Origin of the sequence: Pseudomonas palleroniana (genome assembly GCF_022836895.1) — a bacterium.
GTDB classification, from domain to species: domain Bacteria; phylum Pseudomonadota; class Gammaproteobacteria; order Pseudomonadales; family Pseudomonadaceae; genus Aquipseudomonas; species Aquipseudomonas palleroniana.
On the sequence record NZ_CP092411.1, the window covers coordinates 3,189,038 to 3,212,829 of the forward strand.

The window sequence follows — 23,792 nt, forward strand, 5'->3', positions numbered from 1 at the left end:
TCTGAGCCTCTACGTGTGGGAGAGGTTCAACCTTATCCGCCAGTCTCGTCCTAGGTGCTTAAAGGTCGATACCGGCTTCAAGGTCGAAACGATTGGCGTAAAAACTCACTGATCAGCCCCACCACCTGTCGCTGAATCACCGCCCTCGGCCGAGCCCCTTCACCATCGCGGCAAATCATGCCGTCGCCCGGCGAGCTCTCCTCAATCAACGCCATGCCGCCCGGCTTGCAGATCGACATGAAACTGAAGTGGGTGGCATCGGCGATCTCCACGTATTTCGTGGTTGCTTCAGGCAGGCGCTTGACCAGGGCGGCGGACTCCAGCTGCGGGTCCATATCCTCTGAAGGCACGCCCCCTGCAATGACCAGCGCCGGTACCGGCAGCGTCGCCAGGCTCATGTCGGTGAAGCCGCGTGACAGGCCCAGGTCCAAGGACACTATGGCGCTGACGCGTTTGTCGCTCAAATCGGCGGCCAACCGAGCCTTGCCGGCTGGTGTGCCGGCGGGGTTCATCGCCTGATAGCCGATGCAGCCGCCGAGCTTGGGGTGGACGCCGCAGTCACGGCTGAACAGGTCGGGATCGAAGCGTGCTCCGGCGGTTTCCAGCACGGTCCAGCCGCCAAGGGAATGGCCCACGGCAGCAATCTGGCCAGCCGCGACCGCGCCAAATGCCTTCGGCTGAGCCAGCACCGCATCAATCGCGCGGCTCAGGTCGGTCGGGCGTAACCACAACTGCGCAGCGGTGTGTGGGTTGCGATCCTTGGAGGTGGTGCCCGGGTGGTTGACCGCCGCGACGATGTACCCCTGATGCGCCAGCGCACTGGCCAGCCACACCTGATTGCCCCAATTACCGCCATAACCATGGGAGAGCACCACCAACGGATGTTCACCGGCCGCCGGCGGGGCGTCAGGCACGGCGAGGGCACCGATGAACACCGCGTTGTCGGCGATCAGCGTGGGGGTGGCCGTGGTGGTGGCGGGGTACCAGACGGCCAGTTCGAGTGGCCGGTTGTTTTGTGCGTCGGGCAGGGTGACGGTGTTGAAACCGACGGGGTTTTCGGCGGCGAAGGCGGGGGCGGTCAGGCACAGCAGGAGCAGGGCGTGCAGGGCGGTTTTCATTGTGGTTATCGTCCTTGATTGGGGGGGCATCATGCACTGAGTTCCCCGTTCAGTGCCATGAGCGGCGCGCCGTTTTTCATCCATACCCGTAGTAGCCTTGGCTGAGCGCGCGCTCGGGCTGGCGGTCTAGATTTCGTCATATTTTTGCAATGAAAAAATGCGATTTTTTCCGCGGAAAGAGGACGTAACAGTGTGTTAAACAAATCTAAGTGCATGTTTTAGTTATGTAAAATTGATTTTAAGGAAGGCCGATGTCGGTGTGTTGTCAGAAAAGCCGGGAAGCGTTTGAACGTACGTTGCAAGCGCGGACTCTGCTGGGCATCGCCCATGCGCTGAAGCTGTCTTCGACTGTCTCGGCAGCTCACGCTGTGACCCACGTGTCATGAGGGTGGTGACCTCGGGTTCGGCGTACCTGGACATCGACGCGTATGCCTGTTGCATTGCGTACGCCGAGCTGTTGAATCACCAAGGTGTTGATGCTCGGGCCGTCAGTAGCGCCCCGCTCAATGTCAGCATCTCCAGAACCGTGCTCGGATGGCAATCATCTCTGGACGATTATCTGCCGGGAGCGGGTGATGAGTTCGTGTTGGTGGATGTCTCCGACTACCACCATTTCGATCCGTTGGTGGTTCTTGAACAGGTGGTGGAAGTCATTGACCATCACCCAGGCTTTGAAAACCATTGGGCGCAGAAGCTCGGATCTGCGGCAGACATCCTGCCGATCGGTGCAGCGGCGACTCTGATTTTTCAGCGTTGGGAAGCGGCAGGGCTGTTGCCGCTGATCAGCGAAAAAAGTGCTGCGTTGCTGGCCACGGCAATTCTGGACAATACCCTGAATTTTACAGGGCAGTTGACCACCCCATCGGATATCCGGGCTCATGAAGTCCTCGCATGCCGGGCGAAACTGGAAGCCGACTGGCCCGAGCGATATTTCTCCGAGTGTCAAGCCACTATCGAGTCAGACCTGATTGGCGCGTTGGCTGGTGATTTGAAGCGGCTGAAAGCCGATAGCAACCTGCCGCAGGTTTTCGCGCAGATGGCGGTGTGGGATGCCAGTGCGCTCATCCGAACGCATCGTTCAACGATCGGTCACTGGCTGACGGCGCAGGGTGGAGACTGGCTGTTAAACGTCATCAGCATCCGCGAGTGCAAAAGCTACTTTCTGGCTGAGCCCTTGGTCAGCCAACAAAAGTTGAGCGATTTGCTGTCGATCGAATGGCAGGCCGGAATGGCTGTGCTTGAACACGCGCTGCTACGTAAGGAACTGTTGAAGCTGGGGTTGGCCCGCATCTGCATAAAAAACGGGTAGCGTCGCCAAAGCCCGCATCATGCAAAAGCCGGCCGCCTCACAATGAAGAGGGTCAGCGCCTTGAAGTATTTACCCGAGTTTGACCCTCACTTCATCCGTGCTGCCGCCAATGTCATAGAGGCAAGAGGTCGCCGGGTTTTTGCATAGGTTGAGACGACTCGGCGACCTTTTGTGGGCAAAGCGGCTAGCCGATAGCCGCCTCGCGCGTCATCAACTTATCCATCAGCAATACGCCCAACTCGCTGAGTTGGTGAATCGCCAACGCCACATCTCGCTGTTTCCCCGTCAGTTCATCCGACAGGTCAAGCAACAACGCAGTCACCGAAGAAAAAGTCTCATAGCTATTGGCAATCAGCACTTCACTGTTGGCATCGTCAGCGACGCTGAACAGCGTCTTCGAAGGTGGAGGAGGGGGCTCTGGCCGTTCGGTACCTGCGTTGAGGTAATGATCAATTGCACGGTGCGCAGCCTGATTCAGTTTCAGGTCGGGTCCGTTTGGAGGGTTGGGCGTTATTTTGAACATGGTGCAATTCCTGAATGGGGCCGACACCCTGTCGCTACTACACGAGAAGGGTGGCAGCTGTACGCAGGTTAGTAGACCGGGGAATTACACAAAGCCGGCGCACCCGAAGGCGCCCTACGCACAGCCACCATCAAGCACAGACAGGAACGTCTGACAGATGAAACCTATGCATTAAGTGTAATTGACCCCAGGGCTACTAAACCCGATCACTGAGTTGTCAGCGACCCGGCCACCTTAGAGACGCCCACTCAAGCGCACAAGCCGGCGGATTCTGACGCAACTGTAGGCAATGGAGCAAGGCGCCGAGGCTTCTAACTGGGCTTGAGCGAAAAGGGGGCGGGATTTCTTCAAAAGTAAATCCGTCCCCTTTTCGGACGCTATTTCAGCGGAACATACACATCGGTCTGCCACTGATCCTGCGGCGTCTCGGGGTAAACGCTCAGGTAATGGAAGAACAGCGGATGGTCGCGAAGCTCCTCGCCACTGGCAGGCAACCAATCGCGATAAATCGGATAGATCGTTTCGCCGATATGATCCGGCGACCCCACATGCCGCACCACCACGCATCGCCCACCCGGAATGACGCGCTCATGCACGCCAAACGCATTCGGCGCCACAGCCTCGTCAATCTCGCCACAGATGACAAAACGGAATGCCTCCGGCGGGGTGGTATCGGGGTTGGTATAGGGAATGCCAAACGTGCGGCTCGACGCCACCGGCGACTGGCCGCTGTGCTTGCGCCATTCGATAAATCGGCTGGTCGTGTGATTGACGAGCCCGGCGGGCCCGCGATGCTCAAGCGCGGCGACCTGGGTTTCAGTGAATTCTAAGATGCGTAATTGCATGATGATCGTCCTGGAAAAGTGAGGGATGGCGAACACCGCATTCCAGGTCTGCCAGTTCGGCGCCTTCCTGAACACACTCGGCGCCATACCGAACGCCCGCCGAAACGCCCGGCTGAACGCCTCCGGGCTTTCAAAACCGGCACTGAGCGCGGCATCCAGCACCGAATACTCGGCAAGGCCCGCCAAGCTATGGGCCGCACGACGCAGACGCATCAGCTGCACATACCGTGATACCGGCACGCCGACAAACGCAGTGAACTGTCGATGGAAGTGAAACGCCGAAAAGTTCGCCACCTGGCTCAACGTATTCACCGACAGGTCACCTTCGAGATTGGCTTCGATATAGGCGAGGACGACGTTGAAACGTTTGGTGTAGGCGAGGTGGCTGGGCGTTTCGGACACTGGAAGAAACTCCTGGAGGGGCGGTCGGCGATAGAGTCGCCTACAGCGAGGGGGGCGTGCCTAGCCGGGTTTGCTCAAGGTGCGATTGGGCTGCTCACCAAAAACCAGAAAGCCCGCCAAAGCGGGCTTTTTCACAGCTTAAATCACATCAGGTAACAGTGGGCGAAGCAAACCTGCGCTTCTAATCGAAAGGGGGGCGAATTTATTTTGGCTTTTTTTACGGGAAGAAGTCGGCCAGCAACGGACATTCAAAAAGCACCCAGCTGTCGTACCATCGGCATGTCGACAAAACGGAGGTTGATATGGGAAATGGTCATGGCAAACGAGTCGTTGTCATTGGTGCAGGCATCGTAGGCGCGTCACTTGCGTATCACCTGGCTGGTAAAGGTGCGAATGTCATCTTGGTCGAGGCGCAAGGCATAGCGTCTGGGGTAACTGGGAGTTCATTCGCCTGGATCAATACCACACATCCCGAACCTGACCCAATTGCGCAACTGCGCGCTTCTGCCATCAAAGAGTACCGCCGACTCGAAACACAGTTGCCTGGCATGGAAATACGATGGACAGGCGCCTTGTCATACAGCGTGATGCCGAATGCGGCGCTGTCGGCTTCGGGTAGGCAGGCATCGGATCACTGGATCTCTCGATCGCAGATTCTCGACCTTGAGCCAAATCTTAAGAATCCTCCGGAGGCTGCTTTATTTGTGGCGCAAGAAGGGGCGCTCGACGCCGTGGCAGCTACGCATGCGTTAATCGCGGGCGCCGAGGCATATGGGGCGAAGATTCTCACTCAGACGCGAGTTCTAGGTTTTGTAACGCAGGGTGCAAAGGTGTCCGGGGTTGAAACAACAATAGGCAGCATCGATGCCGATATCGTCGTATTAGCAGCCGGGACAGGCATAACGAAGCTGACCGACATGCTTGAGGTGTCCCTACCAATAAAGGCCTCGCCTGCCATTTTCATCCGCTACAAACCACAACCCAACCTCGTGCATACCCTGATCTCCAGCCCCGAAATGGAAGTGAGGCAAAGCTCGGACGGTGCGTTGCTGGCGGCAGAAGATTACCTGGACGAAGCCATGGAGAACCAACCGTTAGCGATCGCACTTCGAACTGCCAAGACAATCCGGAACGAACTCCATGGGGTCAATTCAATAGATGTGGAGAGCGCTTGTGTCGGACTCAGACCCATACCTGCCGATGGTATCCCCATTATCGGTTATCTACCCAAGGTGGTCGGCGCGTATGTTTGCGCAATGCACCCCGGAATTACTTTGGCGGCGATAGTCGGGCGCCTTGCCAGCGAGGAAATCATTGACGGCGTGGCGTCCAGTGCCCTTTACCCATGCCGGCCCGATAGATTTTTCCAAGCTTAGTGGCTGCTCCTGTGAGACAGGTATCGGCCAGAAGCGGTCATCTAGGTGGGGCGTCATCCGGATTGATTTTGTCTTCCACGTCAAATCTACTCAGCAATGCGGCTCCATCCGAAACACCGAGAATCTGGTCAATTGCGGCTATTTTCTGCGTCGCACAGTCTAGTTGAAACTCAGAGTTCCTGTATGCAGCCTCCGCCTCATTGTGGAGCGCATAGGCCATATGGGCCGCGACACGGACGCTCATTGGAGCATCTACATCACTGCCCAGATAATCAGCAAGCAACGTCCTGATCTCTATCAGTGCAAGCGCGAGTAGCCGAGTTTGAGCAGTCTGCATAAAGATATCCTGGGGTATTACTAACGAATGCGAACGGATTTCGCGAGGTTACATAAACTTTCAGACTGTCAAAAGCAAAAGACCACTTTGGGTCGGTTGCAGCCCTTCACAGAAGGCAATAGTCGGCTAAAAGCGCGCATTGAACATCTACGAATTCAGGACCGATTCAATATGCCGATCAAACCCAATCAACACTTCCCAGTGACGTTAGTCCGCGCTCAACAAAGTGACTTGAACGATCTTGTTACCATTCGAATTGAGGCCATGCGCGAAAGTTTGGAGCGCATCGGGCGATTTGATCCAGTGCGGGCGCGCGAGCGGTTTGTTCGCTGCTTTGAAGCCCACAACACACATTACATTGAGCTTGCTGGAGAAAGGGTTGGCTTTGTAGTGGTCAAACACCACCCCACTGAACTTGTGCTCGACCACTTATACGTGAGGCCGAGCGCGCAAAGTTCGGGGATCGGCTCTGCGGTGCTCACTCAGATTTTCAAAGCTGCGGATGCGGCTGCACTCCCGATCAAGGTAGGTGCTCTCAAAGAAAGTGCCTCGAATCGTTTTTACACTCGCCATGGCTTCCAGTTCGTCGAAAGCAGTGAGTTCGACAATTACTATGTCCGTCAAAACCTTACGGCGGGCATCGCACCTTGCCAGCCAGGTGAAATGATTTGAATCCAGCGCATGCCTTCTAGATAATTCCCGCCTTTGGCTCGAAAGGATGCGTGCGATGAAGTTCGAAGGGACTTTCCAATACATAGGCAATCACGGGATCGTGTTCAACGTCTCGCAGATCACTCTCACCGACAGCGAACGCGGACGCCTGCGCGAGTTGCATTTTGGCGAGGCGAAAAGCGCCCACTACGAGGTCAACCGCAAGGTGGTCGAGGTGTACGACAAGATGCTGGCCAAGAACCTGCCGTGCCTGATGATGATCGGCATTTCCAAGCCGCTGACCCGGCAGCAGGGCGATGTTCTCAACGCTCAACGCACCAAAATCGCCAACCTTGCGGCCTCGGCGTTCGCTGGCGCCACCTCTTATGTTGCCTCCCCCTATGTGGGTGCCCCGGTCGGCGCCGGTGTGCGCATGTACGTGAATGAAACCCTCCCGACCTATCATGCAGGCGACGTACTGGTGAGTATTGAGGCGCAGGTGAATGGCGGCATCGGCCCGCAACGTACCGCCTCGACACTGATCATCAAGACCTGACGGGAGAAACACGTGTCTGATATCACCCAACTGGTCGTTGCTCTGGTGCTGTTCTTTCTGATCGATCGGTTTCTCAAATCGTACCCGTTTCGCAAATGGTTAGGGGTACTGCTGGTAGCGGTGGGGGCGGTCGGCTGCGTTGCCGCGAGCCAAGTCCGCTTGTCTGGGGTTGACCTGGGGTTGCTGTCGGTCTTTGCCGTTGCACTGGGGGTGGGGTTGTTCCTAAAGCGGCGGCGATTCGAGCAGAGGGGGTGAGGGTGGCAGGCGTTTTCATTAATTCGCGCTCTGAAGCCCTGTCTAGTGCTCGCTGAATACGCCTTTTTGTTGATTTCGTTACCTCCTCCTGAAAAACAGATCAGAAGGTATAAACCTATTTTAGAACTAGACATTGTTCAGGAATAAATCCATCCCCTTTTCGCAAAGGAATTTACGTGTTCAAGATTTTCGCTTCTGCACTTGCCTTCACGTGCCTGTTCGGCTGCAGTCAACAACCCCTTGTTCATACCGAAAAGCCCCTCTCCACCCTTCAGGAACAAGAACACGCCCTGATGATCGGTAAATGGTATGGCGAAGCAACAACCCTCGACGGTAAACGTATGCAGCAACTGAGTGAGCGTCGAGCCAATGGCACCTTCATCGTGATGTTTCGCGTGACCGACAAATCCGGCCAATGGTTTGAGCAACAGGAATTCGGCCTATGGGGTGTTTCCGGCAAGATCTACTTCACCATCACTACCGGGAAAAAAGTGGGGGATCTGATTGCTCCCGCCAACCCAGGAAACCCTCATCTGAATGACGCGTATGAAATCATTGAGCTAACCGCCACTACTTATCGGAGCAAGGCGCAAGACGGCGGTGACGACTTCACCCAAAAAAGAGTGGATGACGGGTTTCAGCTGCCAGCTATTCCGGTGGTCAATCCTTGATAATCGCTACCGCGCTCCGCTTGGGTAAGCAGCACTAGACGCGTTGTGTCCGGCCGTCGGGAAGGGGACAGTATGTAGAAGTTCGCGCGCCGACCTTAGATGTAAGAGGTCGCTGGGCTTTTGCATAAGGTGGCAGCTCGGAGATCTTTTTTTGACCGGCAGAAGTCAGCCAAAAGCAGTCGTTGAAATTGGCCTAAGTATGTTGTCTAGTCCTGAAATAGGTTTACACCCATTTCAGACTCAAAACGCCCGATGCACCGCATTGGGCGTTTTGTATTTCTGGGACAGATGTGGCCGTTCCCCGTTGTAGATCAGCACCGACTCATCCACCATTTTCACTGCGTCCGCCAAATTTTTAGGGCGATACAGCAGGAACTCGATTTCCGTAAATGCTGACCGACCGCTATTGGCCGAAAGCTTCCATCCGGTAAGCGATTAATCAACCTAGGTTCGAGTAATCCGAAAGCGATCCTGATCTTCACTGCATTCCTTGCGCAATCAGTGATCCCCAACCACCCACATGCCGCAATTTTCCCTTTGGGATGGATGTTCAATCGATTCTGTGCCGGATTGTTGTCGGCGACGACGGTGTTGTTGATGGCACGCCCGACTTGGGTCGACGCTTTTCAGCGCCGAGTGAGGTTAAACCTGTTGTAAAAAGGCACCTATGCCCCCGCTCACGAGCGTCGCTACAATGCCCCCCCACACTTCACGAATGGATTCGAATTTGCGCCGGTTTGTCGTTCCTTTGGTTGCGTTGCTCCTCGGCTGTCTGGCCTATCTTTTAATCACGCTCGCTATCACCGTATGGCGCAGTCCGTATAGCGTCACGTTGATGATTGGGGCTTTTTACGACGAAGGCCTGGTGGTCGATAAAAACCCGGTCAAGGCCGCACAGTGGTATTTGCGCGCCGCTGAAAACGGCGAACCCGTCGCTGAGTATAAAACCGGTTTTTTCACTTACTACGGGCGCGGCGTAGCGGTGAATCATTCCAAGGGCCTGGAGTGGATCACTCGGTCGGCTGAGCACGGAAACCCGGATGCCCAGTATTTCCTGGGTATTTCCAATCTCGCAGGCACGGATCAACCCAGGAATTTTGCCCAGGCCGCCATGTGGTTTCAAAAAGCAGCCGAACAAGGGCATGCAAAAGCACAAGGAGACCTCGCCAGGCTTTACTACCGAGGTGATGGCGTTGAGGCGAGCGATCAACAGGCGTTCGCCTTGGCAAGCAAAGGCAGTGCTCAAGGGGATGCCGAGTCACTCATACAACTGGCAACTATTTACGCACATGGCAGAGGCGCGCCGGTCGATCTTGAACGCTCGGTCAAGCTACTTGCTCAGGCAGCCGACACCGGCAGTGGCAAGGCTTACGAATTGATGGGCGCCGCGATGCTCAGTGGCAGCGGCACACCCAAGGATGTACCCGCCGCCCTGCAGTGGTTTACCCGCGCCGCCGAGCAAGGCCGGGCCGATGCACAGTTCATTCTCGGCGTTCTCTACAGCAAGGGTGATGAAATACCGGTCGACTACCCGACAGCGAATAGGTGGTTGCTCAAGGCTGCTGCGCAAGGCCATGCCTTTGCAACCGCGATCCTTGCAGTGCAGGTAGATACCGGTCGAGGTTTCGAACGTAACAAGCTCAAGGCGTGCGGGCTCTTGCGCGTAGCTTTGAAACGCAAACTGCCGAAAAATCAAGATGAAATGCGCGACCAGCTGGAGCATGAAGAAAGGGAGCTTTCGCCAGGCCAATTGGCTGAGGTTGCGGCACTGGAAAACCTCTATTCAACTCCGGAAGGGCTCGAACAACTGTTGGCAGATATAACGAGCGTGCAGTAGGCATATGGAAGTGGAACAGCGTTCACGAGCGAGTTACGTGAACTATGGAGAGCCACGTGAACGCATACATAATGTGATCTGGGAAGAAGTCGAGTTCGCTTGCACAGTTGCACAGTGTCGCGCCCAGTGCCGGAGAATTCGGTGATGGGCAATATGAAGGTTACGATGACCCGTCTTTTGCCGTTTCCAGCTTCTCGCGAAGATATAATCGTGGTCGGGTTCGTCGAATTGCAGCGTGTTACTCCGGTGGAGATTCAGCCATAGAAGGAGCACCCACAAGTTGGTCTAGAGGGCTGCTTCTGGCCGATTGCTGGCTGTCTCGTCCGGCCGGGGGCCGACGCTGGCTTGCGCCTTGTCCGCCAGCCGTTGCACCCACTCGGCATCCTGGTCATTGACCACGGCGTAACGGTCCGGGGGCAAAAAGGCCCAGTGATGGGCCACCTCGACAAGGCGCTTGAGTTCATCGGCAGACAGCCAATACGGCGTGTCGACCAATGGCATCGGCGCACCGCTGAAACGCCGGCCGAGACAGAGGTGGGTGCCGGGGGCAAAGGCGAACGTCAGTGCCTGGCAGGGCTGCATGTGCTTGTCCGGCGTGGGTATTTTGCCAACCCGCCCATAGTTGAAGTTGCCCGCGTATTCTTCCTTGAGCACCAGCCAGTGACCCGCAGTCGTCCTGGCCAGGACCCATTGCGTTACACCGCTGTGTTGCACGCATTCAAGCTTGCCGTTTGCCCATTGCATGAGGGTGTTGCAGTCCGGATCATAATCGGAGGACCACAGGCTGGTGCCGGATACCAGGCCATGGTGCTCAAGCTCGACCAACCCTTGCTCCGGCATGGACCGCCAGTAGCGTTTGGTCGGGTCGCGGGCATCGCGCAAGAAGTTGCGTAACCCCCAGCCCGCCATGAAGAGCAGCGTGGCGAGGGCAAGCCAGCCAAAGGAGGCTCCGACGATCCGGTCAATATCCAGGCCGGGGGCGAATAACGAGCGATAGAGCAACAGGCCCAGTAAAAACGCGATACCCGGCAACACAGGGCCAAAGCACAGCGGCGGCACCAACACTTCGATCCAACTGAAGCGGTGCCTGCACGCGTGCTCCCGCGCCCAGGCTTGCTCCTGGGCGAGCATCGGCGCCTGTTCGCGTGGGGCAATGTCAGGGTCGGGTGTCTGAAAGCGCATGAACAGTGTGTAGGGGGTATCTCTCATGGATCAAATCATGCTCTGAGGTCGCAACGGGGACAGCCTGTAGAAGATCGTGCGCCGGCTATATATGCAAGAGGTCGCCGGGTTTTTGCATAGGTTGGGACGACTCGGCGACCTTTTGTGGGTAAAGCGTCTAGCTGATAGCCGCCTCGTGCGTCATCAACTTATCCATCAGCAATACGCCCAACTCGCTGAGTTGGTGAATCGCCAACGCCACATCTCGCTGTTTTCCCGTCAGTTCATCCGACAGGTCAAGCAACAACGCGGTCACCGAAGAAAAAGTCTCATAGCTATTGGCAATCAGCATTTCACTGTTGGCATCGTCAGCGACGCTGAACAGGGTCTTCGAAGGTGGAGGAGGGGGTTCTGGCCGTTCGGTGCGTGCGTTGAGGTAATGATCAATTGCGCGGTGCGCCGCCTGATTCAGTTTCAGGTCGGGTCCGTTTGGAGGGTTGGGGGTGACTTTGAACATGTGTGTTGTACCTGTGTTAGGGCCAACACCTTTTCGCTACTAAACGAGAGGGTGGCAGCTGTACGCAGGTTAGTAGACCGGGGAACACACAAAGCCGGCGTGCCCGAGGGCGCCCTGCGCACAGCCACCATCAAGTACAGACAAGAACATCTGATCGATGAGGCTCATGCACTTCATGTTGTCACGCGGGCTACTAAACCCTATCACTGAGTTGTCAGCGACCAGGCCACCTTAAGGCGAGGACAACGTGAAACGTTTGGCGTTTCGGACACTGGAAGAAACTCCTGGAGGGGCGCGTGCCTAGCCGGGCTTGCTCAAGGTGCGATTGGGCTGCTCACCAAAAATCAGAAAGCCCGCCAAAGCGGGCTTTTTCCACAGCTTAAATCACATCAAGCGACAGCGGGCGAATCAAGCCCGCGCTGCTCATTCACGGTAGACACATCCGTCACATCCTGCACCATGATCCGGGCGGAATTGGTGACGATATTGATATCGTGCTCTTCACCATCAGACAAGGGAGTCAAAATCCAGGAAAGTAGTTTTTAGCGAAAACTATCGGTAGGCTGCGCTGCTCTCAAATGATGTGCTGCAAGGAAGTAAACAATGTTTCTTAATCGCTGGAGCTACACCCTGGCAGGGTGCCTGCTATCGCTTTCGTGCATGGCCAACACATTTCATATTGACCCTCGCGGTGAGAGCCTCTATCAGCAAGCTGTCCCGTATTTACAACAGGCGAATAGCAAGCTCGAAGCAGTACAGGCTAACACCCCAACGGCAAGCGCAGAGGAGAAGAAGCGCTCTTTGGCCCTGATCGATGAAGCCGGCGCCTTGTTAAAGCCAGCGATCACTCTGCTTGAGCAGGCAGCCGCCCTTGATCATCCCGTAGCCCAATATCGTCTCGGGCTGATCTACGTGATGCTGTATCCGGGCGAAGTCATTAAAGAGAAAGCTTGCCCCTTGTTTGAACAAAGCCTTGCTCATGGCTTTGCTCCACCGGCACTTGAGATTTCGTCCTGGTGTTTTGCATACACCGACACGCCTCTGTACCAAACAGCATTACAGGCCATAGAGACTACAATGCCAATCTATGAGAAGTACTTTCCACAGCCTGTTGTGAAGCTTGAGTGCAAGCGGGAAGATCCTGTGGGCCTGGCCATGCAGTGGGGCAGCAGTCGTGACTACCAAGCGGAAATTTACCGGTTACAGGGGGACAGTAACCGTGCACAACGCTCGGAATATTATCAAAAGGCGCTCGATATCAATGACTGTTACAGGGTGAAAAGGCGTATGGGGAATGGCAAGTAACCTCAAGCGTGACACTCGAAAAGGGGATGTCTCCCTTTGAAGCAAAGGTTCGTGTCTGGGCGATTTCTGCCCTTGGTTACGGGCAGCGATCGGCCAAACGCTGTCAGTCTACAGCCCCGGGCAACTCCGGCCTTTTCGTTCTTAGGCATTCCTATCCGTCATTGATGAAACCGTTGATTTTGCGCCTGGCGGTCAGTAACCGACCCAGAACGGACCAGGTCAATGGAACGCATCATCAACTGGTATCGGTTAGAATCTGCGGCCCTAGCTACGTACGAGTAAATTTCATGACAAGGATGGCCGCTGTTTTCACTTTACTGAGTTGCATGGGGTCGGCCTCGGCATTGGCTGAGTCTGATTGTCCGTTTCCGCAGGGAATGCAGGCATCCATCAGCGCGTCGAAGCAAGCTATTGAGGCCAGGCAAGCGGGCGTCGCTAAAGATGAACTGCTCACGAGGATTTCCCCCGCAGCCAACGGGCAGATGTCCCAGATGCTGAAGAGTATCGTCGACGAAGTTTACGATTATCCGGCACTTCGGCCCGAGGTGTATGCCGCTTTCCGGTTCGAGCGCTGCTTTGTTTCGCAGCAGCACGCCGAACAGGTGGCGGCTATGAAGTTTGCCGATGCCTATCCGCTGCTGAAAAAATGCGAACAGCTTGACCCGGAAGGGGCGCGACCGCCTTGTGCAATGCGCGTAGTGCATACGGTGACCGGAATTCCCGAATAAACGATCAGTTTTCAGGCTAGACGGTATAACCCTTTTCAAGGGCAGTATCATAAAGCCGGTCACTATTGATCGGGCAGCGTTGGTACTCACGGACTGGATGAACTCGCGGGAGGCGGCTCCTGGAGATATCGCCGTGGTGGAAAGGGTTTCAATGGGGGGCTGGATGTACCGTTCTCTTGTTGTGCGAGCCAGGGGTAGGATTCCTTGAGTGGAGAGCGTCATATTTTGAGGCTGGGTTGACCTATGAGGTGCTTAGTAGCATTCCCACTGACGTCGTCTCTTGAATGTCTGCTCAGGGCCGATTTCTACCTGCCGCCACCGTCAGCTTTGGGTCGATAACGGACACTTGCGAGTGCCTGCTTTTGGCCGATTGAAGCCTGTCAGAAGCGTCCTAAAGTTGATCGGTCTCTAGCGCCAGTACCCAGCGGTTGAACGGCGCTGAGCCAGCCAAACCCAGCACGTCAAAGAACACCCATTTCCGGGTCTTTACCGAAAAAGACTGAACGGCTTGTCCGGGGCTAACCCTCTGTACATTGCTGGTCGAAATGAGCTCACCAGACGTGCTTCCAATGTAAGGCGAGTTTCTGGGGTCGAGCATACCGACTTGCAACGTCCCGCAAGCGTCCGGAAGGTCCAAAGATAATGTTTCACCCGTTTCCAGGCGGCCCACAATCGCGCCATCAAACAAGATTGCCAGCGGGATAGCCTGGCCATAGGCACTGTCAAACGTTCCCTTCTTGCGCTGAATAGTGATGTCCATGTGCTGTCCTTAAGTTGCTCACTACACAGAGTGTAGTTGCATGCTTACGACGCACTGCAAGCGCGCACCGAAGTCTGAAACGCCCTAATTTGGCAGGCAGGTGGAATGATCGCTTCTGGCCGATAGCCGCCTAAGTCTTTCACCGCTTTTCAACTGCCACCATTTCCCCCCCTTGCCCATCGCACACGCCGAGATCACCGCCCAGCCTCTCGCGCAATAAATCCAGCGCTAAGCAAAGTTTTGTACAAGCTCGTTACCCGACCACCGACCCCCCTCAAACTTTCCCTCCCCAAGTCGATACAGTGTTGAACGCCTCCACCCCCCCTCGAAAAACAGGTATCCCGCATGCGCCTCAGAAATCTCAACGTAGCCCCACGCGCTGCGCTTTTTTTTCGCGTTAATCATTGCGCTTGTCTTTGTGCAGGGCGTATTCGCAGTCATGCAGATGGGCAAGCTGAAGGATTCCGAAAAGGACGTCGAACTCAACTGGATGGCCAGCGTCCGACAAACGGCGTTGATGAACAGCACGGTCCTGCGTTTGAGGCTTGAAACGCAGCGGGGTCTAGCTGACCCCACGTCCATTCAAAAAACTCTTGAAGCCTTCCCCGGTTACCGCAAGGCGTTCACCGAAGCCGTGGCGAATTACGAGCCTTTGGTTGGGGGCGATAAAGAGCGCTCGTTATACACGGCGGTGAAAACCAGCGCCGAGGCGTACATCCGTCAACTGGACCTGCTCGAGCCGTTGATGCGCCAGGGTGATCTGGAGGGAGCGGCCGGCCTGGTGAAAAGTGGCATTCGGCCCCTGACTGATGCGATGGAGACGCAGATCAATGCGTTGACCACCTTCAACAATGATGGCGCAGCGGAGGCGGGGTTGTATTCCACCAGTGTCTATAACAACGGGTTTTGGCTGATCGTGGGGCTGATTGCCGGGGTTATCGTGCTGACGGTGGGGTTGGCGCTGTTGCTGACCCGAAGCATTACCTCGCCGATCAATGATGCCTTGACGGTCGCGGAGCGTATCGCCGGCAGTGATCTATCCAAGGAGGTTTTGGTCAGCGGCACGGATGAGGCCGGGCGTTTGTTGAAGGCGCTTGCGCAGATGCAGGCGAACCTGCGCAGTACCATCATGCAGATTTCCGATTCGTCTACTCAGTTGGCCTCGGCGTCTGAGGAGATGACGGCGGTCACGGAGGAGTCGAGCCGGGGCCTGGTGGCGCAGAATGATGAGGTCAATCAGGCGGCCACGGCGGTCACCGAAATGAGCGCGGCCGTGGATGAGGTCGCTCGCAACGCGGAGTCGGCATCCGAAGAGTCCAAGCGTACCCAGGGCTATACCGAGGTCGGCCTGGCGCGCGTGGCGCAGACGCTGCAGTCGATCCAGAAGCTCAACGGTAACGTTGAAAACACCAGCGAACAGATTCAGGGGCTGTCGGATCGTGCGCAGAGCATCACCAAAGTGGTGGATGTGATTCGGGCGATTGCCGAGCAGACCAACCTGTTGGCGTTGAACGCCGCGATCGAGGCGGCACGCGCCGGTGAGCAAGGTCGTGGTTTTGCGGTGGTGGCTGACGAAGTCAGGGCATTGGCCCATCGCACCCAGGTGTCGACCCAGGAAATCGAGCAAATGATCGCCGGCATCCAGAGCGAATCGGACCTGGCGGTGAAAGCGATGAACACGAGCCGGGACCTGGCGACTGAATCACTGGGTGTGGCGCAAGAGGCCAGTACTTCGCTGGATCAGATTTCCACGGCGATTGTGCAGATCAATGAACGTAACCTGCTGATCGCGACGGCCTCCGAAGAGCAGTCGCATGTTGCGCGTGAAGTTGACCGCAACCTGGTCAGTATTCGCGAGTTGGCCACCCAGAGTGCTGCGGGTGCCAGCCAGACCGCGAGTGCCTGCGGTGAAATGTCAAAACTGGCGATCAACCTGAATCAGCTGGTCAATCGCTTTGTAGTGTGACGCGGTTTTTTTTAATGAGGTGTAAGCAGGCTTGGCGACAGGTGACCTATCGCCAAGCCTGCGCACGTCAAACCCCGCCGACCAACTTGCCCCCCTCCATGCGGCGCTTGTACGCGCTGTCCCGGCTCGCCAACCAGAAGTACAGCGGCGACGTCACCAGCAATCCCACCACCCAGGACAGGTCCGCGCCATTGATGTGCTCGGAAATCGGGCCCACGTACAGCGGTGTGTTCATGAACGGAATCTGCACCACGATGCCTACCGCATAGGCCAGCAGCGCCTGTGGGTTGTACTTGCCGTAGATGCCGCCGTCCACGCGGAAGATCGAGGAAATGTCGTACTTGCCCTTGTGGATCGCATAGAAGTCGATCAGGTTGATCGCCGTCCACGGCACCAGCACCACCAGCAATACCAGCACCATGTCGACGAAGTGGCCGATGAAGTCTTTCGAGGCGAACACGGCGGCAATCGCACACGCGGCCAGCACCAGCACCGAGATCACCGCGCGGCTTTTGGCGGTCGGTATCCAGCGGTAAGCGAAGGTCTGCACCAGGGTGATGATCGACAGCACCGCGCCGTACAGGTTGAGGGCGTTGTGGCTGATGACGCTGAGCAGGAACAGCACCAGCATCAATGGGCCGATGGCGCCGGTGGCGAGCTTGACGGCGTCCATGGTGTCCATGCCCACCGGGGTGGCGAGCACGGCCACGGCGCCGAAAATGAAGGCCAGGCTGGAGCCCAGTGCGGAGCCCAGGTAGGTGGTCCAGAAGGTCGACGCCACCGGTACGTCGGCCGGCAGGTAGCGGGAGTAGTCCGACACATAGGGGGCAAAGGCGATCTGCCAAAGCGCCGCCAGCGACACGGTCGCCAGCCAGCCGGACAGGTTGAATTCACCACGGGTCAGAAAGTCCGCGGTCTGCACATGAGTGAAGATGTAGCCGAAGCCCAGCACGATGCCGGCGCCGAGTACCCAGGTGCCGATGCGGTTGAGCACGTGGATGAAGCGGTAGCCGATAATGCCGATCACGCCGGAGCCAATCGCGCCGATCACGATGCCCACCGGCACCGGTACGCTGTCGACCACGCCGTGCAGGGACTTGCCCGCCAGCACGATGTTGGAGGCGAAGAAGCCGACGTACATGACGCCGGCAATCACCACCACCAGCAATGCGCCGAGCGAACCGAACTGGGCGCGGCTCTGGATCATTTGCGGGATGCCCATCTGCGGGCCCTGGGCCGAATGCAAGGCCATCAACACGCCGCCGACCAGGTGGCCGACGAGGATGGCGACAATGCCCCACAGCAGGTTCAGGTGAAACAGTTGTACGCCGAGCGCACCCGTGACGATCGGCAACGGCGCGATGTTGCCGCCGAACCACAGGGTGAACAGGTCTCTTACCTTTCCGTGGCGATCTTCCGGGGGCACGTATCCAATCGTGTGTTTTTCGATAAGCGGGGCGGAGGATGTTGCAGTGGTGACCATGACGAGCTCCAAGGCAAGGTGAGTACGTTGACGTACTTCGCTGTGCGCCGCACGGAGAGGCGCTTTCTTTGTTGTTGGAGGGATCATCTGCAATGGGGGCGGGGAGGTAAATTAGTAAGTTTGTTGCTATAGACCTTAAAAAATATAGCTCGCGGCGGATTCTGCTCCGGTATGTTGCATGCACTTGAATCCTCGTAAAAAAGCCGATTTTCACGCACTTGTTTGGGGCGAAATCCCACGTTTCTGGAGGTTCTGATGGCTGCTTACAACCTGCGCCAGCTCAGATATTTTGTAACCACGGCAGAATGCGGCAGCGTCGCCGAGGCCTCGCGCAAGCTGTATATCGCGCAGCCGTCGGTGTCCACCGCCATCAAGCAGTTGGAAGACAGCTTTGGTGTGCAGTTGTTTATCCGCCATCACGCGCAGGGTGTGTCGCTTACACCCAGCGGCGCGCGGTTTTATCGCAAGGCGCTGGAGCTGTTGCGGGTGGCCCACGAGTTCGAGCAGAACGCCCTGGCGGACAATGACGTGGTGGCGGGGCAGATCGATATCGGTTGCTTTGAGACCGTGGCGCCGTTGTATCTGCCGCGCTTGATCGCAGGCTTCAAGGCGCGTTGGCCGGGGGTGGAAATCCGCATTCGCGACGGCGAACAACAAGAGCTGGTGCAGGCGTTGACGGCGGGCAGTATCGATATGGCGATGCTGTTCGAGCATGACCTGGGTGGCACCATCGAGACGACGCCATTGATGCCGCCGCAACAGCCGTATGCCTTGCTGCCGGCCGATCACCGCTTTGCGCAGCAGGCCAAGGTGTCATTGGCGGACCTGGTGCTGGAGCCGATGATTTTGCTGGATGTGCTGCCCAGTCGAACCTACTTCGTGAGCATCTTTGAAGAACGTGGGCTGACGCCGAATATCGTGTTCAGCTCGCCATCGATCGAGATGGTGCGGGGCATGGTGGGCAGGGGATTCGGCTTTTCGATCCTGGTGACCAAGCCGTATTCGGAGTACGCCTATGACGGGCAGAAGGTGGTGTGTGTGCCGTTGGCCGAGACGGTCACCGGGTCGGGCCTGTCGGCGGTATGGCTGCGGCGGGCGCCGTTGACCAAGCCGGTGCAGTTGTTTGTTGATTACTGCCGCGAGGAACTGGCGCGGCTGCTTGGCTGACAGGATCGTTCTCGCGCCAGGCGCGGGAACGATCAACAAAACTAGTCTTTATTCAGGCGCGTAGTTCCTGATGCATTCCACGCGCATCCAGTCTTCAAACAACTGGTTGGTTTTGTTCACGCTTTCCAGATAGTTGGGGCTATAGGTGCCATCGGCTTGGTCAGGGTGGAAGCTGAAGGTGAAGGTCTCTGATTCGATTGGCTTATTGCCATAATCCAGGTTGCTCGACTCCGGCTGGTCAATGGTCACTTGGGTACCGTGGCGCCTGGCGGCTTCAGAGAGCAGATCGATGACCCTCGAGTAGTCTTCTTTTCTTACGGTGATGCGGTTGGATTCTTTGTCCGGCGTGTTGGGTTCGGGGCGCATGCGCAATGCTTCCGGCGCCGCTTGAAGGGTGTTTGAATACAGGGAGGATTGAATGTTGTTCATATAATACCCGTGGCTGTGTTGAGAGTTGATGAAGCGAAAGTTAAATAAAAGGGATCTGTGGCCAAATGGCAGATCAAAGATCTGCAAGTTGAAGTTTTTGATATTGGGTTTAGCGATTTTTAGATAGCTAGAGCATTACTGGACAGCGGCATAGTTGGCAATACCCGCACTTCTCATTCGGCCTTCAAACATTCGGTTTGCTCCTTCCATTCTTTTCAAATAATCAGGGCTGAAGGTGCCGTCCGCCTGGTCCGGTACGAAGCTGAATTTGACTGTATGGTAGGTTTCCCGCCCATCGCCGAAGTCAGCTACGAACGACTGATCGGCTTCCTGTTTGACTGTGACCCGGTTCCAGTTTGCGGCATCGTTAAAAAAGTTCACGGCGTCGGCATGGTCTTCTTTGTGTACGGTGAATTGGCGGGAGGTTGATTGAGGGTGCACTTCACTTGAGCGCACGGCACGTACTTGGGCATCTGTATCCAGCCGTGGAGCGGACAGCGAAGATGAAATACTACTCATGATAAGTACCTGTAAGTTGATCAGGGTATAACCAGTCAAGTTTGACTGCCTTCATGGGTGGTCTTTAAGTTCCTTCGGTTCCAGGCGATAACTCACCAAATGTGGCGGAACATTTCATCTTTGCAGGAGGGTAAGTTTTTACAGCGAAAGCGCCGGACAGCCACAACGTAGTAGGCAATATCCGGCGCCAGGCCTGTTCGAATGTGTCAGGCCGGGGAGGGCGGTGAGGGCTGTGTCCGGCTCAAGCGCGAATCGAGTCCAGCATCCGTTGCAGCATTGCGTCGCAGCCCGCCAGTTGTTCCAGGCTCACGAATTCATCCGGCTTATGCCCTTGGTCCATGCTCCCAGGCCCGCACACCACGGTGGGAATGCCCACGGCATCAAACAACCCACCTTCGGTACCAAACGCCACGGTGCCGAAGGCCCGTGAACCGCAAAACGCGGCAATCAACTCCGCGGCCTGGCTGCGCTCATCGGTGACCAGCCCCGGATAAGCCGACAGCGCGGTAAACCGGATGTCACTCTGCGCGCTCACCGCTTGCATGCGTGGCAGCACCTGTTGCCTGGCGTAGGCTTGCAGGGCTTGTGCGACCTCGGCCGGATCCTGGGAGGGCAGTGCGCGAACCTCAAAGTCAAACTGGCAGTCGGCCGGTACGATATTCAGCGCCTTGCCGCCGCTGATCACGCCGGCCTGCACGGTGCTGAAGGGCGGATCAAACCTTGGGTCCTGTTGCTCGCGCAGGCGTTGCCCGATGCGTCCCAGTTCGCCAATCAGGTCGGCGGCATGTTCGATGGCATTCACGCCGTAGGGCGCATACGCCGAATGGCAGGCTTCGCCGTGCACATCACAGCGCATGGCCAGCTTGCCCTTGTGGCCGAGCACCGGTTTCAGTTCCGTCGGTTCGCCGATGATGCACAACATCGGTTTGACCGGCCGCTGCTCCAGCAGCGCCAGCAGCGAGCGCACGCCCAGGCAACCGACCTCTTCGTCATACGACAGGGCAATGTGCACCGGCCTGCGCAATGTCGCCTTGACCAGCGCCGGAACCAGCGCCAGCACGCAAGCGATATAGCCCTTCATGTCGGCGGTGCCCCGGCCAAACAGCTTGCCGTCGCGTTCGGTCAGCGCAAAAGCCGGCACGCTCCAGGGCTGGCCATCCACCGGCACCACGTCGGTATGCCCCGACAGCACAATCCCCGGCAGTTCCACCGGGCCGATGCTGGCGAACAGGTTGGCCTTGCTGCGTTCGTCGTTGTAGATCAACTCACAGGCCACGCCAAAACCGGCCAGGTAATCACGTACGTACTCGATCAACTGCAGGTTGGACTCGCGGCTGGTGGTGTCGAACCCCACCAGCGTTTGCAGCAGTGCGCGGCTGTGGCTCATCGGTCGTCTCCGGCCACGCCGTAGCCGGGTGAGCGATCAGGGGCGAGCGCACGGTCGATGTAGTCCTGCACCTGCGGGCGGTACGCGTCCCAGAGTTTTTGCAGCTCAACGATGGGCGCTTCATCGGCCCAGTCCACGCGCAGGTTGATGATCGGCCAGGTCAGCTCACCCACCACCACCAGCGCAGCGGAATGCACCGGGCCGGCTTCGCCACCGGCGGCGATGGCCGCGTGCATCGCCGCCAGCAACCGGTCCGCCAATTGACCTTCGCTCTGTTCAAAGGCCATGACCATCGCCTCGATCACACCGCGATCGGCGAGCATATTGCCCGCCGCCACACACTGTTCGCCTGACACGGCATTGTGCGTGCCGAGGGTTTCGCTGCCGCTGAAATGTACGCTGCGCCCCAGGTGATCAATCGCCGTCAGTTGCCGGTACTGGCTGTAGCCGTTGCTCGTCAGGGCCTTGTCGAGGGCGTCGGCCGGTGCGAGGCCCTGTTCCAGCAGGTCGAGTACGTCCGGGCCGAGGGCCGGCAGGGTGATGTTCTGGGTCGATACGGCGCCGACACCGGGCCGCAGCCATGGGCAACGGGCGCCTACGGCGATGCTCGAGGAACTGATGGCGATCCCCAGCTGGCCGGTGTCCGCGCAGCGGGCGACGATGGAAAAGGTCATGGGTTGCCTCCTTACTCTGGGATAACCGCGATCACGTCAATTTCCATCAACCACTGTGGCTGACCCAGGGCCGACACCACCAACCCGGTGGAAATCGGGAACACCCCTTTGAGCCACTTGCCGACTTCCTGGTACACCGGTTCGCGGTAGCGCGGATCGATCAGGTAGGTGGTGGTCTTGACGATATGCGACAGGTCGGAGCCCGCCTCCTCGAGCAACTGCTTGACGTTACGCATGGCTTGCTCGGCCTGGGCACGCGGGTCGCCGAGGCCGATCAGGTTGCCTTCGAAATCCGTGCCCACCTGGCCGCGCACATACACGGTGTTGCCGGCGCGCACGGCCTGGCACAGGTCGTTGTCCAGGCTCTGGTTGGGGTAGGTTTGCTTGGTGTTGAACATGCGGATGCGAGTGTGAGTAGGCATCAAAAAGACTCCGGCAAAAAGTGATCAGGCGCTGACAGGGGACGGGCGAGCCACCGAGGCGGCTTCGCGGTATTCAAGGTATTGGCGCTGGATGGCGATGTGGTCGGCCACGTATTTGGCGTCGTGCCACACCCCCCAGATGAACGACGAACCCCGACGCGATTGCCACGGCAAACCGAGGAAGTAGATGCCCGGCTCACTGGTCACGCCGCGCTGGTGTTGCGGCTTGCCGGCGGCGTCGAACGCGTCGACTTTCAACCAGCTATAGTCCACGGCAAACCCGGTGGCCCAGATGATCGAGGTGATGCCGGCCTTGGCCAGGTCCAGTTCCAGGATCGGCTGCTGGATGCACTCGGCGTCGGGGAACACGCGGCGGGCTTCGGGCTCCTCCGGCAGGTCGAGGCCGTTGCGCTCGATGTAGGCGTCTGCCGCATCCAACAGGGCCAGGTAGTTCTCATCACCACGTGCCAGGTTCTCCACCAGGTTGGCCTGGAAGCGGGCGACGTTGCCGTCGAAGGACTGGGTCAGGCCGACCAGGGTCATGCCTTGCTGGGCCAGCTCGCGAAAGTCGATGGTCTTGCCGCCGTGGGCGCCGCTGACGGCAATGGTCACGTGCTCGCGGCCGGGTTTCATCGCCGCCTGGTCCCACTCGCCCAACACCCCCAGCCACCAGCAGAAATCACGCTTGCGATAGGCACGCGGCGGGCGGTCGTGAGCGCCGACCGACAGGTACACCTGGCGCCCGGAGCGTTGCAATTCATCGGCGATCTGCACGCCGGACGAACCGGCCCCCACCACCAGCACGGCGCCTGCCGGCAGTTGCGCAGGGTTGCGGTAGTCGGCGGAATGGATCTGATGCAGCTCGGTGTCCTTGGGCGCAATCGCCGGAATTACCGGCTTCTGGAACGGCCCGGTCGCCGCCACCACACGGTTGGCTTCGATCACCCCTTCGCTGGTGTGCACGGTGAAACCGGGGCGGCCCACATTGCGCACCACAGAAAGCACGTCGACACCGGTGCGTATCGGCGCATTGAACTTGCGGGCATAGGCTTCGAAGTAGGCGGCAACGCGTTCCTTCGGGGCGAAGCCGTCGGCGGCCACGTCATCAAATTCCAGCCCGGGAAAACGGTCATGCCAGGCCGGCCCGTTGGCCACCAACGAGTCCCAACGCCCGGTGCGCCAGCGCTCGGCAATGCGGCTGCGCTCCAGCACCAGATGCGGCACGCCTTGCTTGCTCAGGTGCTCGCTCATGGCGACGCCGGCTTGACCGGCTCCCACCACCAGCGTGTCTATTGTTGTTATTGCTTGAGTCATGTGTCTGTCCTTGCGTAATGCAGTTGGATTCAGCGTGGGCATGACTTCAAGGCTAGGGGGAGGGCGGTTTTTAATAAAAT

General features: G+C 57.7%; 25 protein-coding genes and 2 pseudogenes. 11 read left to right on the top strand and 16 right to left on the bottom strand.

Features of this window, described 5'->3' with window-relative positions; translation table 11 throughout:
* Nucleotides 1-77 precede the first annotated feature (77 nt).
* Entirely contained in the window at nucleotides 78-1,118 is a 1,041-nt protein-coding gene (locus MJP36_RS14570; protein WP_244383285.1) for an alpha/beta hydrolase family protein, read from the bottom strand.
* 382 nt (nucleotides 1,119-1,500) lie between these two features.
* On the opposite strand from MJP36_RS14570, the gene MJP36_RS14575 reads away from it, so the two are divergent.
* Nucleotides 1,501-2,427 (top strand): DHH family phosphoesterase, encoded by a 927-nt coding sequence (locus tag MJP36_RS14575; RefSeq protein ID WP_244383286.1) that lies wholly within the window; start codon nucleotides 1,501-1,503, stop codon nucleotides 2,425-2,427.
* Between the two features lie 184 nt (nucleotides 2,428-2,611).
* On the opposite strand, the gene MJP36_RS14580 is transcribed toward MJP36_RS14575, so the two are convergent.
* Together MJP36_RS14580 and MJP36_RS14585 are read right to left on the bottom strand one after the other, a co-directional pair.
* A complete protein-coding gene (locus MJP36_RS14580; RefSeq protein ID WP_244383287.1) occupies nucleotides 2,612-2,950 on the bottom strand; it encodes a DUF6124 family protein in 339 nt (112 codons plus the stop codon).
* A gap of 377 nt (nucleotides 2,951-3,327) precedes the next feature.
* Nucleotides 3,328-4,197 carry an AraC family transcriptional regulator gene (locus MJP36_RS14585; protein ID WP_060752499.1) on the bottom strand — a complete coding sequence of 290 codons (870 nt, stop codon included), beginning with the start codon at nucleotides 4,195-4,197 and terminating at the stop codon, nucleotides 3,328-3,330.
* Nucleotides 4,198-4,499: 302 nt separating this feature from the next.
* On the opposite strand from MJP36_RS14585, the gene MJP36_RS14590 reads away from it, so the two are divergent.
* Nucleotides 4,500-5,573, top strand: a complete 1,074-nt coding sequence (locus MJP36_RS14590) for an NAD(P)/FAD-dependent oxidoreductase (RefSeq protein WP_244383288.1) — start codon at nucleotides 4,500-4,502, stop codon at nucleotides 5,571-5,573.
* 37 nt (nucleotides 5,574-5,610) lie between these two features.
* Here the strand turns inward: MJP36_RS14590 and MJP36_RS14595 are convergent, their stop codons facing one another.
* Entirely contained in the window at nucleotides 5,611-5,910 is a 300-nt protein-coding gene (locus tag MJP36_RS14595; RefSeq protein ID WP_244383289.1) for a hypothetical protein, read from the bottom strand.
* Between the two features lie 171 nt (nucleotides 5,911-6,081).
* On the opposite strand from MJP36_RS14595, the gene MJP36_RS14600 reads away from it, so the two are divergent.
* The 4 genes from MJP36_RS14600 to MJP36_RS14615 all read left to right on the top strand — a co-directional run bounded on the left by MJP36_RS14600 (nucleotide 6,082) and on the right by MJP36_RS14615 (nucleotide 8,043).
* Entirely contained in the window at nucleotides 6,082-6,582 is a 501-nt protein-coding gene (locus tag MJP36_RS14600; protein ID WP_244383290.1) for a GNAT family N-acetyltransferase, read from the top strand.
* A 55-nt stretch (nucleotides 6,583-6,637) separates the two neighbouring features.
* Nucleotides 6,638-7,117 (top strand): hypothetical protein, encoded by a 480-nt coding sequence (locus MJP36_RS14605; RefSeq protein WP_104994048.1) that lies wholly within the window; start codon nucleotides 6,638-6,640, stop codon nucleotides 7,115-7,117.
* Between the two features lie 12 nt (nucleotides 7,118-7,129).
* Complete coding sequence (locus MJP36_RS14610) at nucleotides 7,130-7,372, top strand: hypothetical protein (RefSeq protein ID WP_244383291.1); 243 nt, start codon at nucleotides 7,130-7,132, stop codon at nucleotides 7,370-7,372.
* Nucleotides 7,373-7,548: 176 nt separating this feature from the next.
* Nucleotides 7,549-8,043, top strand: coding sequence for a hypothetical protein (locus MJP36_RS14615; protein ID WP_244383292.1), 495 nt, complete (start codon nucleotides 7,549-7,551; stop codon nucleotides 8,041-8,043).
* A 240-nt stretch (nucleotides 8,044-8,283) separates the two neighbouring features.
* Here the strand turns inward: MJP36_RS14615 and MJP36_RS14620 are convergent.
* A pseudogene (locus MJP36_RS14620) lies at nucleotides 8,284-8,421 on the bottom strand (IS3 family transposase); the annotation flags it as partial.
* Between the two features lie 349 nt (nucleotides 8,422-8,770).
* On the opposite strand from MJP36_RS14620, the gene MJP36_RS14625 reads away from it, so the two are divergent.
* Complete coding sequence (locus tag MJP36_RS14625) at nucleotides 8,771-9,880, top strand: tetratricopeptide repeat protein (protein WP_205345320.1); 1,110 nt, start codon at nucleotides 8,771-8,773, stop codon at nucleotides 9,878-9,880.
* A 285-nt stretch (nucleotides 9,881-10,165) separates the two neighbouring features.
* Here the strand turns inward: MJP36_RS14625 and MJP36_RS14630 are convergent, their stop codons facing one another.
* The 3 genes and pseudogenes from MJP36_RS14630 to MJP36_RS14640 form a co-directional block, all read right to left on the bottom strand.
* Nucleotides 10,166-11,089: a hypothetical protein gene (locus MJP36_RS14630; RefSeq protein WP_244383293.1), complete on the bottom strand. Its 924-nt coding sequence runs from the start codon at nucleotides 11,087-11,089 to the stop codon at nucleotides 10,166-10,168.
* A gap of 130 nt (nucleotides 11,090-11,219) precedes the next feature.
* Nucleotides 11,220-11,558: a DUF6124 family protein gene (locus MJP36_RS14635; RefSeq protein WP_205345322.1), complete on the bottom strand. Its 339-nt coding sequence runs from the start codon at nucleotides 11,556-11,558 to the stop codon at nucleotides 11,220-11,222.
* Nucleotides 11,559-11,947: 389 nt separating this feature from the next.
* A pseudogene (locus tag MJP36_RS14640) lies at nucleotides 11,948-12,079 on the bottom strand (fructose-bisphosphate aldolase); the annotation flags it as partial.
* An 82-nt stretch (nucleotides 12,080-12,161) separates the two neighbouring features.
* On the opposite strand from MJP36_RS14640, the gene MJP36_RS14645 reads away from it, so the two are divergent.
* Both MJP36_RS14645 and MJP36_RS14650 read left to right on the top strand, forming a co-directional pair.
* A complete protein-coding gene (locus MJP36_RS14645; protein WP_205345323.1) occupies nucleotides 12,162-12,863 on the top strand; it encodes an SEL1-like repeat protein in 702 nt (233 codons plus the stop codon).
* 26 nt (nucleotides 12,864-12,889) lie between these two features.
* Complete coding sequence (locus MJP36_RS14650) at nucleotides 12,890-13,591, top strand: hypothetical protein (RefSeq protein WP_205345324.1); 702 nt, start codon at nucleotides 12,890-12,892, stop codon at nucleotides 13,589-13,591.
* Between the two features lie 391 nt (nucleotides 13,592-13,982).
* Here the strand turns inward: MJP36_RS14650 and MJP36_RS14655 are convergent, their stop codons facing one another.
* Complete coding sequence (locus MJP36_RS14655) at nucleotides 13,983-14,351, bottom strand: hypothetical protein (RefSeq protein ID WP_205345325.1); 369 nt, start codon at nucleotides 14,349-14,351, stop codon at nucleotides 13,983-13,985.
* Between the two features lie 439 nt (nucleotides 14,352-14,790).
* Here MJP36_RS14655 and MJP36_RS14660 point away from each other — a divergent pair, with 439 nt between their 5' ends.
* Nucleotides 14,791-16,317 (top strand): methyl-accepting chemotaxis protein, encoded by a 1,527-nt coding sequence (locus MJP36_RS14660; RefSeq protein ID WP_425226317.1) that lies wholly within the window; start codon nucleotides 14,791-14,793, stop codon nucleotides 16,315-16,317.
* 67 nt (nucleotides 16,318-16,384) lie between these two features.
* Here MJP36_RS14660 and MJP36_RS14665 read toward each other — a convergent pair whose 3' ends face one another.
* Entirely contained in the window at nucleotides 16,385-17,800 is a 1,416-nt protein-coding gene (locus tag MJP36_RS14665; RefSeq protein ID WP_244383294.1) for a purine-cytosine permease family protein, read from the bottom strand.
* A 255-nt stretch (nucleotides 17,801-18,055) separates the two neighbouring features.
* Between MJP36_RS14665 and MJP36_RS14670 the strand changes: the two genes are divergently transcribed.
* Complete coding sequence (locus MJP36_RS14670) at nucleotides 18,056-18,967, top strand: LysR substrate-binding domain-containing protein (RefSeq protein WP_060752510.1); 912 nt, start codon at nucleotides 18,056-18,058, stop codon at nucleotides 18,965-18,967.
* A gap of 48 nt (nucleotides 18,968-19,015) precedes the next feature.
* Here MJP36_RS14670 and MJP36_RS14675 read toward each other — a convergent pair whose 3' ends face one another.
* From MJP36_RS14675 to MJP36_RS14700, 6 genes are all read right to left on the bottom strand, one after another.
* A complete protein-coding gene (locus MJP36_RS14675) occupies nucleotides 19,016-19,396 on the bottom strand; it encodes a hypothetical protein (protein WP_161549763.1) in 381 nt (126 codons plus the stop codon).
* Between the two features lie 135 nt (nucleotides 19,397-19,531).
* Nucleotides 19,532-19,915 (bottom strand): hypothetical protein, encoded by a 384-nt coding sequence (locus MJP36_RS14680; RefSeq protein WP_244383295.1) that lies wholly within the window; start codon nucleotides 19,913-19,915, stop codon nucleotides 19,532-19,534.
* Between the two features lie 241 nt (nucleotides 19,916-20,156).
* Nucleotides 20,157-21,302: an acetylornithine deacetylase gene (gene argE / locus MJP36_RS14685; protein ID WP_244383296.1), complete on the bottom strand. Its 1,146-nt coding sequence runs from the start codon at nucleotides 21,300-21,302 to the stop codon at nucleotides 20,157-20,159.
* On the bottom strand, nucleotides 21,299-21,976 hold the full coding sequence (locus MJP36_RS14690) for a DUF1028 domain-containing protein (protein WP_060752513.1): 678 nt from the start codon (nucleotides 21,974-21,976) through the stop codon (nucleotides 21,299-21,301). The genes argE and MJP36_RS14690 overlap by 4 nt, the downstream gene beginning before the upstream one ends.
* Before the next feature lie 11 nt (nucleotides 21,977-21,987).
* A complete protein-coding gene (locus tag MJP36_RS14695; protein ID WP_060752514.1) occupies nucleotides 21,988-22,398 on the bottom strand; it encodes a RidA family protein in 411 nt (136 codons plus the stop codon).
* 24 nt (nucleotides 22,399-22,422) lie between these two features.
* Nucleotides 22,423-23,754: a flavin-containing monooxygenase gene (locus MJP36_RS14700; protein ID WP_425226318.1), complete on the bottom strand. Its 1,332-nt coding sequence runs from the start codon at nucleotides 23,752-23,754 to the stop codon at nucleotides 22,423-22,425.
* Between the last annotated feature and the right edge of the window lie 38 nt (nucleotides 23,755-23,792).

What these genes read in the sequence shown, in the direction of transcription:
- MJP36_RS14575 (WP_244383286.1), top strand. Translation starts at nt 1,501, where the DNA reads ATGAGGGTGGTGACCTCGGGTTCGGCGTACCTGGACATCGACGCGTAT.
- MJP36_RS14570 (WP_244383285.1), bottom strand. Translation starts at nt 1,118, where the DNA reads ATGAAAACCGCCCTGCACGCCCTGCTCCTGCTGTGCCTGACCGCCCCC.
- MJP36_RS14670 (WP_060752510.1), top strand. Translation starts at nt 18,056, where the DNA reads ATGGCTGCTTACAACCTGCGCCAGCTCAGATATTTTGTAACCACGGCA.
- MJP36_RS14665 (WP_244383294.1), bottom strand. Translation starts at nt 17,800, where the DNA reads ATGGTCACCACTGCAACATCCTCCGCCCCGCTTATCGAAAAACACACG.
- MJP36_RS14635 (WP_205345322.1), bottom strand. Translation starts at nt 11,558, where the DNA reads ATGTTCAAAGTCACCCCCAACCCTCCAAACGGACCCGACCTGAAACTG.
- MJP36_RS14695 (WP_060752514.1), bottom strand. Translation starts at nt 22,398, where the DNA reads ATGCCTACTCACACTCGCATCCGCATGTTCAACACCAAGCAAACCTAC.
- MJP36_RS14660 (WP_425226317.1), top strand. Translation starts at nt 14,791, where the DNA reads ATGCAGATGGGCAAGCTGAAGGATTCCGAAAAGGACGTCGAACTCAAC.
- MJP36_RS14580 (WP_244383287.1), bottom strand. Translation starts at nt 2,950, where the DNA reads ATGTTCAAAATAACGCCCAACCCTCCAAACGGACCCGACCTGAAACTG.
- MJP36_RS14680 (WP_244383295.1), bottom strand. Translation starts at nt 19,915, where the DNA reads ATGAGTAGTATTTCATCTTCGCTGTCCGCTCCACGGCTGGATACAGAT.
- MJP36_RS14650 (WP_205345324.1), top strand. Translation starts at nt 12,890, where the DNA reads ATGTCTCCCTTTGAAGCAAAGGTTCGTGTCTGGGCGATTTCTGCCCTT.
- MJP36_RS14595 (WP_244383289.1), bottom strand. Translation starts at nt 5,910, where the DNA reads ATGCAGACTGCTCAAACTCGGCTACTCGCGCTTGCACTGATAGAGATC.
- argE (WP_244383296.1), bottom strand. Translation starts at nt 21,302, where the DNA reads ATGAGCCACAGCCGCGCACTGCTGCAAACGCTGGTGGGGTTCGACACC.
- MJP36_RS14645 (WP_205345323.1), top strand. Translation starts at nt 12,162, where the DNA reads ATGTTTCTTAATCGCTGGAGCTACACCCTGGCAGGGTGCCTGCTATCG.
- MJP36_RS14605 (WP_104994048.1), top strand. Translation starts at nt 6,638, where the DNA reads ATGAAGTTCGAAGGGACTTTCCAATACATAGGCAATCACGGGATCGTG.
- MJP36_RS14630 (WP_244383293.1), bottom strand. Translation starts at nt 11,089, where the DNA reads ATGAGAGATACCCCCTACACACTGTTCATGCGCTTTCAGACACCCGAC.
- MJP36_RS14700 (WP_425226318.1), bottom strand. Translation starts at nt 23,754, where the DNA reads ATGCCCACGCTGAATCCAACTGCATTACGCAAGGACAGACACATGACT.
- MJP36_RS14590 (WP_244383288.1), top strand. Translation starts at nt 4,500, where the DNA reads ATGGGAAATGGTCATGGCAAACGAGTCGTTGTCATTGGTGCAGGCATC.
- MJP36_RS14675 (WP_161549763.1), bottom strand. Translation starts at nt 19,396, where the DNA reads ATGAACAACATTCAATCCTCCCTGTATTCAAACACCCTTCAAGCGGCG.
- MJP36_RS14655 (WP_205345325.1), bottom strand. Translation starts at nt 14,351, where the DNA reads ATGGACATCACTATTCAGCGCAAGAAGGGAACGTTTGACAGTGCCTAT.
- MJP36_RS14600 (WP_244383290.1), top strand. Translation starts at nt 6,082, where the DNA reads ATGCCGATCAAACCCAATCAACACTTCCCAGTGACGTTAGTCCGCGCT.
- MJP36_RS14690 (WP_060752513.1), bottom strand. Translation starts at nt 21,976, where the DNA reads ATGACCTTTTCCATCGTCGCCCGCTGCGCGGACACCGGCCAGCTGGGG.